The organism is Leisingera sp. ABM4_101 (genome assembly GCF_056158725.1).
In genome coordinates this window covers 3472300-3485235 of the sequence record NZ_JBSWTV010000002.1, presented here as the reverse complement: position 1 = coordinate 3485235, position 12936 = coordinate 3472300, and the positions used below count along the sequence as shown (strand labels likewise).

Sequence of the window (12936 nt, the reverse complement as noted above, 5' to 3'; positions counted from 1 at the left end):
AGAGGGCAATGCCCAGCAAGCAATATTATGACAATGAAATGCAGCTGGAGCTGGATGGGCTGCAGGAGAACCTGCGCCGCGACTGGCTGGACAAGAGTATTCCGCGCGAATGGGACGGCATGGACAGCTGGGAGCGGCTGGAGAAGCCCAAGACCCGGGTGACGATCCGGCTGGACGCGGACATGGTGAAATGGTTCCGCAAGCTGGGCCCGAACTACAGCCGCCGCATCAACTCGGTGCTGCGGACCTATTGGATGGCGCTGATGGCCGGCTATATCCAGGCCCATGACAAGGACAACACCATCCTGCGCCTCAGCCTCGCCGCGCGCTATCTGGCGGAGGGGAAGAACATGGACGGGACGGAGAAGGAGTGAGGAGAGGGGGCCGGGTTCGGACATGGGGAAAGGGTTCCGCAAGCTGGTCCGGACCATCGCCGCCGCCTGAACATGGTGCTGCGAGCCTATTGGCCAGCGCTGCTGGCGAGCATTTTAAGGCCCATGGCAAGGGCCGTGCGATTTTGCGCATTGCCGTGCGGGCGCGGGAGATGCTGCAAGAGGTGTGGGAGCGCGGAGTGGGGGAGAGGTGAGCGGGAGCTGGTTGCCGTAGTCTAAAGTGCACTTTTTGGTTGCTTTCAGGCGTTTCAAGGTGCTTTTTGATTGAGGAAGAACTCAAGCATTTGGAAAAAGCAAGCAATGGAAAGTACCGGGGAATTTCTCGCTGGAGAAGCAATTTTTGATAAAGTGAAATACGTTATGGGCGGGCAGTCTAAGCGTTGTGCGGTTGCGTTCTGGTCATCGGAGTGGATTGAAGGCTGCGGGGTGGATTTCAGAGATTGCGAAGTCACGCTTGATGTGTCGATGGGCTGTACGTCTGCAAAAGCTATCAGGAGTTTGTCTCAGGCCGGTGCAGATGTTCGTCATTGTTTCCAACTTCATTCCAAGTTGTATCTTTCTGATCGAGGCGCGGTGATCGGATCTGCGAATTGCAGTGTCGGTGCAATGGGTTTACCCGGTAGCCGAACTCCAAGACTAAAGGAAACAGCATACTTCATGCTGCCCGGGTCGACAGCATATGCAGAAGCGGTCAGGTTTTTGGACGATTGCAGGGATGAAAGCGGACCTAAGAAGGAAGCAATTGAGCTTGCTGAGAAGCTCTATCGACAAAATCGGATCGCTGATGACATCGGTCCAGGATTCGACAGCGGGTCAGTTCTGCAAAGAGTGCTCTGCGACCCAGTGGCGTTTGGATCAGTAGGCTTTGTCTTTTGCGGAAGCAAGTCTGAGGATACAGAGGAGCTTAGGAATTGCGACGTAGAATACGCCGAAGCCTCTGATGAGATTGTTGAACCAAATGTAGTTAAGAATAGTGTGTTGTACCAGGAGTGGGATCCTTCGGATGTTGCTGACTGGCCTGAGTGCTTTTTGGAGTTCTATTGCTGCAGTGAGAGTGGCGCGATAACTATAGATGCACTTCAAACCATATTGCGTAATCCAAAGCAGCGAAGGGTGCGTGCCAAGAAGAACTGGCCTGGGGTCGTAGGGAACCGAACTGCTTTGAAGTTCCTTAAGTCGTGTACTGTGGAAGTTGATGCGGAGAAAGCTTTGAGAATTTGGAAAAGGTTGGGTGGTCAACCGGGTGACGGAAGGGTCTTTTGTGACGCTGCCACACTGCGCTCTTTCATGGTGAGCGACAAAGAACATGATGAGTAGTTTGGCTATTCGATGTATATCTTGCGTTGAAGTCAAAGAGTAATCTCTCCACACGTGAAATCGTGCGAATTGTTCTTACCTCAGAGACGCCCGCTTCAGCAGCCCCACGGCATCCGGCCGGTCCAGCAGCGACCGGCTCACGTCCAGACCGTGGGCGCCGGTTTTGTGCGATGCGGGCAGGGGGCCTTGCGGGCCGCCTGGGCGGGCGGTCCAGAAGTCCTCGGGCAGGACCGGCCGCGTTACGGGGTCGAGGAAGGTGCTCTCGGCGGCGATGCCTTCGGCGTAGATGATGTGGTGGCGGTCGAACAGGATCTGGAAGTAATCGGCAAAGCCGCCGTCCAGCACCACCACGGTGTCGCCGTTCACCAGGTCGCGGGCGCGGACCAGGATCTCGGGGGCGCCGGCGCCGATCTCATCCTTGCGCTGATAGACCATCAGGCGGTGGCCGGGGCTGACGATCAGGTCATTGGAATTGTTCAGCGCGCCCTTGCGGATCAGGATCGGGGCCAGGTCGCCAACGGCGCGCAGGGTCGACTGGCCGACCCAGCGCACCTCCTGGATGCCGTCGTCGCGGGTCAGGACGCGGTCGCCCGGGCGCATGTCCTCAATCAAACGCTGGGCGCCGGTGGAGAGCGTGATGCGGGTGCCGCGGGTGAAGGAGACGCAGGCGGATTGCGCCAGCTTGCGCCGGGCGGGCTCGCGCTCAGCCTTGACCAATGTGTAGGGCATCTGCGGCTGCAGGGGCGCCAGCGGCACCAGAAACACGGCGGCGATATAGCCCTCAGCGTCGGCCTCGACCATCACCAGGATCTCAGTGTTGGGGCCGCTGTCGGGCATCAGGGTCAGCAGGCAGTCCAGATGCAGCGCGGCGCCGGCGGTGCCGAGCGCGGTGTCATGGGCGATGCTGAAGCTGCCGTCATGATGGGCGGCGATGCCCAGGCGGCGCGGCGGCTCAGCCACGGCCAGCATGTAGATGTCATCCAGCACCAGGTCTTCGAGCACCCCCAGCGGGTCGCCCATATTGGCGCCGTATTCGACGCGGAACTGCTCGGCCCGGAAGGCCTGAACGGAGGCATGGCTGGCGGTCAATGTCTGGTCCATAGCTGGCGGCGGTCGATTCCATATGTGGGCCAGCGGGGCGGCCCGTCCAATAGAATTGCCGTGAGAATGTGGCGGAAAGGCGGTCGGAAGGCGCTGTTTTTCCGGCGGCTTAACGTTTCGGGCCGGGGGCGGGGGGCTGGCTATCCGGGGCTGGCCGGTGCAAGCTCCGCGCGGACGACAAGATTCCCGAGGGAGGACGACGATGGATCTGGGTATTTCGGGCAAGCGCGCGCTGGTCTGTGCCAGCAGCAAGGGGCTGGGTCTTGGCTGCGCCGAGGCGCTGGCGGAGGCCGGGGTGAACCTGGTGATGAATGCGCGCGGGGCGGAGGCGCTGGAGGCCTCTGCGCAGGCGATCCGCGACGCCTATGGTGTCGATGTGGTGACGGTGGCTGCGGATGTGACCACTGAGGAGGGCCAGCAAAAGGTGCTGGATGCGGCTGAGGGCGTGGACATCCTGGTCAACAATGCGGGTGGGCCGCCGCCGGGCATGTGGACCGATTGGGACCGTGCCGATTTCATCAAGGCGCTGGATGCCAACATGCTGACGCCGATTGCGCTGATCAAGGCGCTGGTGCCGGGCATGATGGAGCGCGGCTGGGGCCGAGTGGTCAATATCACCTCGCAATCGGTGAAGGCGCCGATCCCGGTGCTGGGTCTGTCAAACTCGGCGCGTGCGGGCCTTACCGGCTATGTGGCGGGCACCGCGCGGCAGGTGGCGGGCAAGGGCGTGACCATCAACAACATCCTGCCTGGCATTCATGCCACCGACCGCGCCGTCTCGCTGGATACCGGGGTGAGCCAGGCGCAGGGGATCTCGATGGAAGAGGCCAAGGCGCAGCGCTGTGCCGGTATTCCGGCGGGCCGTTACGGCACCCGTCAGGAATTTGGCGCCACTTGTGCGTTCCTGTGCTCGCAGCACGCAGGCTTTATTGTCGGCCAGAACATCCTGCTGGATGGCGGCGGCGTCAATTCGACGATGTAAGGGGGGCGGCATGGCTTCGGGATTTTCCCTGAAAGACCAGTTGTTCAACCGCGACAAGGTCCGCTACCTGGCGGGCCTTTTTGCTGCGGCTGACACTGGCTTTGATGCGGATCTGTTTGAAGAACAGGTGATGGCAGAACTGCCGGCGCTGGAGCTGAAGCAGCGGATCACGCTGATTGCGGACGTGCTGGGACGCCATTTGCCGGAAGCATTGCCGGATGCGGCCCCGGTGCTGCTGAAGGCGCTGCCGCCGCCGCTGGACCCGGGCAAGACGGATGATGATTTCGGTGATTTCATCTTTGCGCCTTTGGGCGAGTATGTCGCCAGCCGGGGCGCAGAGGCGCATTGCGATCTGGCGCTGGACCTCTTGGAGGAGATCACCCAGCGGTTTTCCATGGAATGGGCGATCCGCCCGTTTCTGAACCGCTGGCCGGACGAGGTGCTGGCGCGGATGGAAGGCTGGGCCCGGCATTCCAGCTATCACGTGCGGCGGCTGGTCAGCGAGGGCACACGGCCGCGGCTGCCCTGGGGCGAGGCGGTGGGGCTGTCGCTGGATCAGCCCTTGCCGCTGCTGGACCGGCTGCACGGCGATGGCACCCGATATGTCACCCGCTCGGTCGCCAACCATCTGAACGACATTGCCAAGAAGGACCCGGATTTGGTGATGGACCGGCTGGAGAGCTGGCGGGCCGCCGGGCAGCAGCAGAAGAAGGAGCTGGAGTGGATGACCTCCCACGCCCTGCGCGGGCTGGTGAAGGCGGGGCATCCGCGGGCGATGGCGATGCTGGGCTATGACCCGGAGCTGGCGCTGGAGGCGCGGATCGAGGTGCCAAAGGCGGTGCGGATCGGCGCGGCGCTGGAGGTGTCCTGCTGCCTGGAAGGGGCTGCGGGGGCGCCGGTGCTGGTGGATTATATCCTGCATTTCCAGCGCCCTGGCGGCAAGACCTCGGCCAAGGTGTTCAAGCTGAAACAGGCGAAGATCACCGGCGGCCGGCTGGAGCTGGGCAAGAAGCACAAGCTGAAGGGGGATGCGACCACCTTTAAGCTGGTGCCGGGGCCGCACCGGATCGAGCTGATGGTGAACGGCAAGGTGCGGGCCGAGGCGGCGTTTGAGCTGCTGACTGAGGGATAGTTTCCAAGCAGTGCAATCTTGCCGGCGCGGAGCAATGAACTGAGGGCAGCGCCCGACCCTGGGCGGGTGCGAAGCGCCCTCCCGTGGGGAGGGTCGGGCGCTGCCCGGCGTTCCGCCGGGCGGGAGGCCAAAGTATTTCGATGGTTCCCCCACACTCCTTCACAGTTGCGTCAGACCGCCTGCTGCCCCGATTGCCGCACCACCTGCACGCCGCTATCCCATTGGTCCGGAACCACAGGAAAGGCGGCTCTCATGAAACATGAAAACGTGCAGAACTATTACGGCGAGGTGCTGCAGGGCAGTGACGACCTCCAGACCAACGCCTGCTGCACGCCGGACGATATGCCGGATCATGTGAAGGCGGTTCTGTCGAAAATCCATGACGAGGTGCTGACCCGCTATTACGGCTGCGGGTTGATTGCGCCGGAAGCGCTGGAAGGCGCGCGCATTCTTGACCTTGGCTGCGGAGCGGGGCGCGATGTTTATGCGCTGTCGGCTCTGGTCGGCGAGAGCGGCAAGGTGGTGGGCGTCGACATGACCCCGGCGCAGCTGGAGGTGGCGCGGCGCCATCAGGACTATCACGCCGAGGCGTTTGGCTATGCGCAATCTAATGTCGAGTTCCACCACGGTTATATTGAGAGGCTGGAGGAGCTGGACTTGGAGCCGGGCTCGTTCGACATCATCGTTTCCAACTGCGTGATCAACCTGGCCACCGACAAGGGCACGGTGCTGCGCGGGGCGCATCATCTGCTGAAAGAGGGCGGGGAGATGTATTTCTCCGACGTCTATGCCGACCGGCGGGTGCCGCAGGCGATGGCGGAGGATGAGGTGCTGTATGGCGAGTGCCTGTCCGGGGCGCTTTACTGGAACGACTTTTTGTCGATTGCCAAAGAGGCCGGTTTCAAGGACCCGCGGATGGTGACTTCGCGTCTGCTGACGATTGAAAACCCGGTGCTGGAGAAGCGGGTGCAGCCGCTGAAATTTCTGTCGGCCACCTACCGGCTGTTCAAGCTGCCCGCTTTGGAGCCGGCCTGCGAGGATTACGGCCAGGCGGTGATCTACAAGGGCACCATCGAACACGCGCCGCATGTGTTTGCGCTGGATGACCACCATATCATCGAGGCGGGCAAGGTGTTTCCGGTCTGCGGCAACACCTGGATGATGCTGCAGGACAGCCGCCTGGCGCCGCATTTCGAGTTCATCGGTGATTTCGATACCCACTACGGGATTTTCACGGGGTGCGGCGGCAATTCGCCCTTCAACGGGCTGGAGCAGGACGGCGCGGCTGCGGGCTGCTGCTGAGGCTGGATTAATGTCCCGCCCGGCCGAGAGGCCGGGCAACGCCCGACCTTCCTCACGGGAGGGCGCTATCGCTTCCGCCCGCGGACAGGCGCTGCTCAGCCGAGGTTCCCGAGCTGTGCCCTGCAATTCAGACCGCTTGCGGCCCCGCCGCAGGGTTGCTATCCCGGCGTGAACCTAAGCGTTTTCATCGGAAACAGCCCCGAGGCCTCATGAATACTGCCCCAGCCGACATGCTCAGCACCATGGCCCCGCCGCGGCTGGAGATCCGCAACATCAAGCGGTTCTTCGAGGGCCGCGCGGTGGTCGATGATGTCTCCTTGCAGATCCAGGCGGGGCAGGTGACCTGCCTGCTAGGCCCCTCGGGCTGCGGCAAGTCCACCACGCTGCGGATGATTGCCGGGGTGGAGATGCAGGATTTGGGCGAGATCTATGTGGATGGCAAGCTGATCTGCGACACCGTGTTCCGGGTGCCGCCGGAGCGGCGCGAGATCGGGCTGATGTTCCAGGACTTTGCGCTGTTTCCTCACCTTAGCGTGGCGGACAACGTCGGCTTTGGCCTGAAGGGCAGCAGGGACGAGAAACGCGCGCGGGTCGAGGAACTGTTGAACCGGGTGTCGCTGAAGCGGTTCATCGACGGCTATCCGCATCAGCTGTCGGGCGGCGAGCAGCAGCGGGTGGCGCTGGCGCGTGCGATTGCGCCCAGGCCGCGGATCATGCTGATGGATGAGCCGTTTTCGGGCCTGGATAACCGGCTGCGCGACGGCATCCGCGACGAGACGCTGAGCCTTCTGAAAGAGGAAGACACGGCTGTTCTGCTGGTCACGCATGAACCGGAAGAGGCGATGCGGATGGCCGATGAGATTGCGCTGATGCGCGGCGGCAGGATCGTGCAGCAGGGGGCGCCCTACAACGTCTATACCCACCCGGTGGACAAGGCGGCGGTTTCGTTCTTCAGCGATGTGAACGTGCTGAAGGCGGAAGTGAACGGCGCCTTGGCGCGCACCGCCTTTGGCGAGTTCCTGGCGCCGGGCATTGCGGATGGCACTGCGGTGGAGATCGTGTTCCGCCCGCAGCATCTGCGCATCGACTTTGACCGCGGCGGCCAGGGGCCGCTGCCGACCCCCAGCGACGGCGTGCCGGCCCGCGCGACCGTTGAGCGCGCGCGCTTTCTGGGCAGCGAGAGCCTGGTGGAATTCCGGATGGATTTTGACGGTTCGGTGCTGAAGGCGACGGTGCCCAATGTGTTCCTGCCGGAAAAGGGCCGGGTGATGTGGCTGACAGTGCGCCGCAACCGCTGTTTTGTCTTTCCTGCCTAGGCGTTAGCGGGCATTCTGCACCCAAGTGAACAGGAGGTGCAGATGCAGGGCAGCGATCAGATCAGGCCGCTGGCAAGCGCGGAAATCCAGACTGCGGCGGACTGGGCCGCGCGCGAGGGCTGGAACCCGGGCCATCAGGATGCCGCCTGCTTTGCCTCTGTTGACAGCCAAGGGTTCTGGGGCGGGTTCCTGGACGGGCAGATGATCGCCTGTATCTCGGTGGTGAACTACGGCAGCAGCTTTGCCTTCCTCGGCTTTTACATCGTGGCGCCGGAGCATCGCGGGCAGGGCTATGGCTATGCGCTGTGGCAAAAGGCGCTGGAGCATGCGGGGGGGCGTGTGGTGGGGCTGGACGGTGTGGCGGACCAGCAGGACAACTACCGCCGCTCCGGCTTTGAGCTGGCGTACCGCAACATCCGTTTTGGCGGGGTGCCGTCCGGCGGCCCGGCGGGGGCAGCGGATTTCGAAATTCAGGTTCTGACAGCCCCCACGGCGGAGATGGAAGCGCTGGACGCCCGCGTTTTTCCCGCACCGCGCCGGGCTTTCTGGCAGCAGTGGCTGGGGGCAGAGGGGCATCACTCCTTTGCGGCGTACCGGGATGGAGGCCTGGCAGGGTTTGCCACCCTGCGTCCCTGCGGCAACGGGTATAAAATCGGGCCGCTGGTTGCGCTGTCCTGTCCGGCGGCACAGGCAGTGCTGGCGCGGCTGCTGCAGGAAGTTCCAGAAGGGCAGGAGGTTTTCCTGGATGTGCCAGAACCCCATGCGGAGGCAGTGGAACTGGCGCGGTCCCTGGGGCTGGAGCCGGTGTTTGAGACCGCCCGGATGTACCGCGGGCCGGCGCCGCAGCTGGAGCTGGAGCTGATTTACGGCGTGACCAGTTTCGAGCTGGGGTAGGGGCGCTGCCCCCGCCGCCGCTGGCGGCTCCCCCGGAGTATTTGCAACCAGAAAGAAGCGGTTTCAGGAGCCGTAAGGATCATAGTCCTGCAGGCGCCTGCCGGGTTCGTCCACGAACAATTCGGGCAGGGCTTGCGCGTCTTCGATCAGGTCCACCCGGAACACCCGGAAATCCCCGCGCGTTTCGCACCAGGCGGTGAGGGTCCAGACGCGGCCCCAGTATTCCATGTGCAAGGGGCGGATCCTGCGTTCCGTCAGGGTGCCGTCGATGCGGCGGTAGCTGAGCTGCAGTTTCTGCCGGGCTTTGATGGCGGCCCGCAGCGTGGGCATATGGGCAAGCGCGCGGGCGGCGTCCGAGAACGGGTAGACCGCGAATTTCCAGGCGTCGGCCTCGGCAATGGTCTGCTCCGGCAGCACCGCGTCCACCTTGGCGGCCAGCGACAGGGCGGCGGCCTTCAGGTCCGGGTCGGCGGCCTCAGCCACGATGGCCATGCCGAGGTTCAGCGCCTCCAGCTCCTCTGGCGTCAGAGTCAGCGGCGGAAGGCTGATCTGTTCGCGCACCATGTAGCCGACGCCGCGCTCGCCCTCCACCGGCACGCCGGAGGCCGCCAGCGTGTCCATGTCGCGGTAAATGGTGCGGGTGGAGACCTCCAGCCGCTCGGCAATGTCCTGGGCGCGGTGCAGCTTGCCGTCGCGCAGGATCTGGATGATTTCGAAAAGGCGGTCGGTGCGGCGCATGGGCCTAGCCTTTGCGCGGGGGAGCGGGGAGGTCAAGGGCTGCGCCTGGCCCTGCTGACCTGAGGGCGCAGCCCGGGGGTGTTACGGCGCCATCTGCCACAGCACCTCTTCATGGCGCATGGCTGCGCTGTCCGGCGCCAGCGCCGCAACAACTTCAAGGGCGAAGTCCTGCTGCATGAAGGTCTGCGCCACTTTCTTTGCCGTTGCCGTGTCCTTCCACACCACATAGTCGGTCCATTTGCCGTCTTCGCCCTGGCTCAGCTGGCGGGTGACAAAACCGTCCTGGGCGCGCACGAAGGCTTCGGTGCGCTGCATCAGGGCGGTGAAATCCGCGGGACTCACGCCGTCGGCCAGTTTGAAGGTCACGATTTCGGCGACATGTTTGCTCATCACGTTTCTCCTTTGTTCATGTGATGGGCTGGAATTACCGCCCTGCAACTGACATAAACCTGTCAGTTGAATGCGGGCGGGCGGCAAAAACTTCGAATTCCCCCGCTGGCAGGCGCTTTCTGCGCGCGGAGTTGCTTTCGCTCAAAGCCGCGCCCGCGCTAAACCCGTAGCGAACAATGCCACCGGTGCTGCCAATCCGCGCCGGATTACTAAGGAGAGACTCTCATGCTCAACAATATCGGCCTGCCTGGCCTGCTGCTCATCGCCGTTGTGGTTCTGGTCCTGTTCGGCCGCGGCAAGATTTCCTCGCTGATGGGTGAGGTCGGCAAGGGCATCACCTCGTTCAAGAAAGGCATCAACGAAGGCACCAAGGAGCTGGAAGAAGACGCCTCTGCCGAGGCCAAGGACGTCACCCCCGAGACCGAAAAAGACAAGGCCTAAGCCCGGATGTTCGATCTTGGGTGGACCGAACTGCTGGTCATCGGCGTTGTTGCGCTGATCGTCGTCGGCCCCAAGGACCTGCCGGTGCTGTTCCGCAATGTCGGGCGGTTCGTGGGCAAGGCCAGGGGCATGGCGCGCGAGTTCAGCCGGGCGATGCATGACGCGGCGGATGAGGCCGGGGTGAATGAGGTCGCCAAGGGGCTGAAGGCCGCCAGCAATCCCGTCGGCACCGCCATGGACGGGGTCAAACAGGCGGCGCAGGAGATGGCGACGTCGATCGACCCGACCAAATTCGATCCCGAAAGCGAGACCGGCAAGCTGGCGGCGCAGCGGGCGCAGGATGCCAAGAAGATCCAGGCGTCAACGGCCCGTGCTGCCGCAGAGCGCAAAGCGCGCGAAGCCGAAGAGGCACTGGCCAAGGCCAAGGAATATGAGGCCGCGCTGGCGCCTGATGCGGCAAAGACGGAAGATGAGGCCAAGTCATGAGCAAGACGGAAGAGATCGACAACTCAACCGCGCCGCTGATTGAGCATCTGGCCGAGCTGCGGTCGCGGCTCATTCATTCGGTGGTGGCCTTTATCGTCGGCATGGTGATCTGTTTCACCGTGGCGACGCCGGTGTTCAACTTCCTCACCGCGCCCCTGTGCGAGGTGCTGGCCGAAGGCGGCCAGGACTGTGCGCTGATCTTTATCAGCCCGCAGGAAGGCTTCTTTGTCGCGATCAAGATTTCCTTCCTGGGCGGCTTTATCCTGGCGTTTCCCTATATCGGATTCCAGATGTGGCGGTTTGTGGCGCCGGGGCTGTATAAGAGCGAGAAGGGGGCGTTTCTGCCGTTCCTGGTGGCCTCGCCCTTCATGTTTCTTTTGGGCGCCAGCTTTGCCTTTTATGTGGTCACCCCGCTGGCCTATGACTTCTTCCTGGGCTTCCAGCAGTTCGGGGCCGGCGGCGAGGCGGTCACCGGCGAAGAGGTGAACCAGGGCCTGAGCGTGGTGTTCCAGGGGTCAGCGCAGGAGTATCTGAACCTCACGATCAAGTTCATCGTGGCCTTTGGCCTGTGCTTTCAGCTGCCGGTGCTGCTGACGCTGATGGGCAAGGCCGGGCTGGTGAGCGCCGAAGGCCTGGGGTCGGTCCGCAAATACGCGGTGGTGGCGATCCTGGTGCTGGCGGCACTTGTGACCCCGCCGGATGTGATCACCCAGATCATCCTGTTTGTGGTAGTTTACGGGCTCTATGAAATCTCGATCTTCCTGGTGGCCCGTGTCGAGAAAAAGCGCGAGGCGCAGCTGCGGGCGGATGGCTATTATGACGATGAAGACGGGATGGACGCCCACCCGGAGGATCCGCTGATGGCCGAGTTCGATGCCGGGGACGGCAAGGACAAATAGGCCGGAGACGGTTTGGAAACAGAGAGGCGCGCCCGGGAGGGCGCGCCTTTTTTGCTGGAGAAGGGGTAGCTCCAGCCCGAAGCGGACATAGCGCCACTGTCTGCAAAACTATAGATTGCATACACACATTCGTATCCTAATATTACTGTGTGTGACTTCATTCAGAGATCGGGTTATTGGAACAGAATGAACAGAGATGATTATTTTGTTTGTAAACGCTGTGGCGTTGAAAGCATAAAGTCCCCCCTTCACCAAGATTTAATGTGCGATCCATGCTCTCAAACCGTCTATGCAGAGCAGGTCCAAAACGCACTTGAGACACTACCATACAGTGCTGGAAAGAAGCACTTTCTCTATGTGCTGGACGTTGACGTGCCGGACTATGACTCGCCGATAGCTACTGACGATTTTGTTTTCATCAAAGTTGATGGCCAAACCTTGTCTACACTTGGCGAATTACTCGAACTTTGTGGGATGGACATTCGGTATGAAGTTATTGGTAACGCTAAATATCTTTTGGCAACTGACGCATATCTCGACCTTGATCGCGTGGAATGTCATTTGCACAACAGGTTCGGTGAAGAGCTCGGTGGCTTTGTCAGATCCGTTCTACTTAGCTACAAGACCCAATATGGGGATTGGAGCGCTCGATACCGTGTCTCTGAAAACCGCTTGAGTGTAACCGTGGAATCAGTCGACGAAATATCGACGCTATGTCTAAGCGGTCACGAAGATGATGGACTCGACGCCGTCGATGTTCGGTTCATTATTGACCGGCTGGAACAAGACAAGGAAAACCGCCTGTATCGCGGGATCAACCGCCACTATTTGCGCGAGGATGGGATAGCAGCATCCATCTACAGAAATAACCTCGACCTGGCTGAATGCGGCACATTGCAAGAGCATGAGCGCGAAATTGTAGAGAAACTGTCGATAAGGGATTTTTATAAATCTGAAAAATATCCTAGAGTTGCAGCACTGACCGACCTCAGGCATTACGGAAAAGATACCTGCATTCTGGACTTCTCAGAAGACCCAAAGATTGCTCTGTTTTTTGCGTGCCATGGCGGATCAATTGCAGAAATTTTGATTCTCAACGTCCGTGCATACGAGGCAAAGAACGATATTCGTTACCCAATCAGTGATGATTTCATAGTGCATCCTGCAAAAACAGAGACAGCCCGACGTCGTGTCAAGGCTCAGAAGAGCGTATTTCTCTATTGTTATCGGGGCTATGCTGCAAGAAGTGCAAATGGGCTAAGAATTGGGAACTTGGTGATCGCGCCAAGCCTAAAGCCAATTCTTTTGCAGTATTGCGGGCATTCGGACGAAACGGTGTACCCCGATTTTCATGCATTCATTGAAAATCCTGAAAACTTCATGACACAGACAAAGCGGAACTGCCAAAGAGAGCGGGGCGGTGAAAAGGACTACGTGGCATAAGGGCCTTCTTTATGCCCTCAACTTCGCAAAGCCCGCTTTCTGCGCTTGCCAAACCAACTTGCGCCTCCCCCTTGCCGGCCTCTCGCGAACATGCTTTGAAATC

14 protein-coding genes are annotated in these 12936 nt (G+C 61.3%); 11 read left to right on the top strand and 3 right to left on the bottom strand.

What is annotated here, in order from left to right; all coding sequences use genetic code 11:
- Positions 1-8: 8 nt before the first annotated feature.
- Positions 9-374 (top strand): BrnA antitoxin family protein, encoded by a 366-nt coding sequence (locus ACXAEK_RS18240; protein WP_475044042.1) that lies wholly within the window; start codon positions 9-11, stop codon positions 372-374.
- A gap of 282 nt (positions 375-656) precedes the next feature.
- On the top strand, positions 657-1709 hold the full coding sequence (locus ACXAEK_RS18235; RefSeq protein WP_475044041.1) for a hypothetical protein: 1053 nt from the start codon (positions 657-659) through the stop codon (positions 1707-1709).
- Between the two features lie 75 nt (positions 1710-1784).
- Here ACXAEK_RS18235 and ACXAEK_RS18230 read toward each other — a convergent pair whose 3' ends face one another.
- Positions 1785-2810 (bottom strand): Hint domain-containing protein, encoded by a 1026-nt coding sequence (locus ACXAEK_RS18230; RefSeq protein ID WP_475044039.1) that lies wholly within the window; start codon positions 2808-2810, stop codon positions 1785-1787.
- A 202-nt stretch (positions 2811-3012) separates the two neighbouring features.
- On the opposite strand from ACXAEK_RS18230, the gene ACXAEK_RS18225 reads away from it, so the two are divergent.
- The 5 genes from ACXAEK_RS18225 (at position 3013) to ACXAEK_RS18205 (ending at position 8436) form a co-directional block, all read left to right on the top strand.
- Positions 3013-3792 carry an SDR family oxidoreductase gene (locus ACXAEK_RS18225; RefSeq protein ID WP_475044038.1) on the top strand — a complete coding sequence of 260 codons (780 nt, stop codon included), beginning with the start codon at positions 3013-3015 and terminating at the stop codon, positions 3790-3792.
- A gap of 10 nt (positions 3793-3802) precedes the next feature.
- Positions 3803-4924 (top strand): hypothetical protein, encoded by a 1122-nt coding sequence (locus ACXAEK_RS18220; RefSeq protein ID WP_475044036.1) that lies wholly within the window; start codon positions 3803-3805, stop codon positions 4922-4924.
- Positions 4925-5176: 252 nt separating this feature from the next.
- Positions 5177-6226 carry a methyltransferase domain-containing protein gene (locus ACXAEK_RS18215; protein WP_475044034.1) on the top strand — a complete coding sequence of 350 codons (1050 nt, stop codon included), beginning with the start codon at positions 5177-5179 and terminating at the stop codon, positions 6224-6226.
- A 209-nt stretch (positions 6227-6435) separates the two neighbouring features.
- The gene (locus tag ACXAEK_RS18210) at positions 6436-7542 is read left to right on the top strand and encodes an ABC transporter ATP-binding protein (protein WP_475044032.1); all 1107 of its coding nucleotides are present in this window, start codon (positions 6436-6438) and stop codon (positions 7540-7542) included.
- Between the two features lie 42 nt (positions 7543-7584).
- Positions 7585-8436: a GNAT family N-acetyltransferase gene (locus tag ACXAEK_RS18205; protein ID WP_475044030.1), complete on the top strand. Its 852-nt coding sequence runs from the start codon at positions 7585-7587 to the stop codon at positions 8434-8436.
- Between the two features lie 63 nt (positions 8437-8499).
- Here ACXAEK_RS18205 and ACXAEK_RS18200 read toward each other — a convergent pair whose 3' ends face one another.
- Complete coding sequence (locus ACXAEK_RS18200) at positions 8500-9174, bottom strand: helix-turn-helix transcriptional regulator (RefSeq protein WP_475044028.1); 675 nt, start codon at positions 9172-9174, stop codon at positions 8500-8502.
- Between the two features lie 81 nt (positions 9175-9255).
- Positions 9256-9564 (bottom strand): hypothetical protein, encoded by a 309-nt coding sequence (locus ACXAEK_RS18195; protein WP_475044027.1) that lies wholly within the window; start codon positions 9562-9564, stop codon positions 9256-9258.
- Positions 9565-9789: 225 nt separating this feature from the next.
- On the opposite strand from ACXAEK_RS18195, the gene ACXAEK_RS18190 reads away from it, so the two are divergent.
- The 4 genes from ACXAEK_RS18190 (at position 9790) to ACXAEK_RS18175 (ending at position 12833) form a co-directional block, all read left to right on the top strand.
- Complete coding sequence (locus ACXAEK_RS18190) at positions 9790-10005, top strand: twin-arginine translocase TatA/TatE family subunit (RefSeq protein WP_475044025.1); 216 nt, start codon at positions 9790-9792, stop codon at positions 10003-10005.
- 6 nt (positions 10006-10011) lie between these two features.
- Positions 10012-10491 (top strand): Sec-independent protein translocase protein TatB, encoded by a 480-nt coding sequence (tatB, locus tag ACXAEK_RS18185; RefSeq protein ID WP_475044024.1) that lies wholly within the window; start codon positions 10012-10014, stop codon positions 10489-10491.
- Positions 10488-11390 carry a twin-arginine translocase subunit TatC gene (gene tatC / locus ACXAEK_RS18180; protein WP_475044022.1) on the top strand — a complete coding sequence of 301 codons (903 nt, stop codon included), beginning with the start codon at positions 10488-10490 and terminating at the stop codon, positions 11388-11390. Before tatB ends, tatC begins: the two co-directional genes overlap by 4 nt.
- Before the next feature lie 186 nt (positions 11391-11576).
- A complete protein-coding gene (locus tag ACXAEK_RS18175; RefSeq protein ID WP_475044020.1) occupies positions 11577-12833 on the top strand; it encodes an FRG domain-containing protein in 1257 nt (418 codons plus the stop codon).
- Positions 12834-12936: the final 103 nt, after the last annotated feature.

Coding starts and splice junctions, on each gene's coding strand:
- ACXAEK_RS18210 (WP_475044032.1), top strand. CDS start 6,436: ATGAATACTGCCCCAGCCGACATGCTCAGCACCATGGCCCCGCCGCGG.
- ACXAEK_RS18215 (WP_475044034.1), top strand. CDS start 5,177: ATGAAACATGAAAACGTGCAGAACTATTACGGCGAGGTGCTGCAGGGC.
- ACXAEK_RS18230 (WP_475044039.1), bottom strand. CDS start 2,810: ATGGACCAGACATTGACCGCCAGCCATGCCTCCGTTCAGGCCTTCCGG.
- tatC (WP_475044022.1), top strand. CDS start 10,488: ATGAGCAAGACGGAAGAGATCGACAACTCAACCGCGCCGCTGATTGAG.
- ACXAEK_RS18195 (WP_475044027.1), bottom strand. CDS start 9,564: ATGAGCAAACATGTCGCCGAAATCGTGACCTTCAAACTGGCCGACGGC.
- ACXAEK_RS18200 (WP_475044028.1), bottom strand. CDS start 9,174: ATGCGCCGCACCGACCGCCTTTTCGAAATCATCCAGATCCTGCGCGAC.
- ACXAEK_RS18225 (WP_475044038.1), top strand. CDS start 3,013: ATGGATCTGGGTATTTCGGGCAAGCGCGCGCTGGTCTGTGCCAGCAGC.
- ACXAEK_RS18240 (WP_475044042.1), top strand. CDS start 9: ATGCCCAGCAAGCAATATTATGACAATGAAATGCAGCTGGAGCTGGAT.
- ACXAEK_RS18190 (WP_475044025.1), top strand. CDS start 9,790: ATGCTCAACAATATCGGCCTGCCTGGCCTGCTGCTCATCGCCGTTGTG.
- ACXAEK_RS18175 (WP_475044020.1), top strand. CDS start 11,577: ATGAACAGAGATGATTATTTTGTTTGTAAACGCTGTGGCGTTGAAAGC.
- ACXAEK_RS18220 (WP_475044036.1), top strand. CDS start 3,803: ATGGCTTCGGGATTTTCCCTGAAAGACCAGTTGTTCAACCGCGACAAG.
- ACXAEK_RS18205 (WP_475044030.1), top strand. CDS start 7,585: ATGCAGGGCAGCGATCAGATCAGGCCGCTGGCAAGCGCGGAAATCCAG.
- tatB (WP_475044024.1), top strand. CDS start 10,012: ATGTTCGATCTTGGGTGGACCGAACTGCTGGTCATCGGCGTTGTTGCG.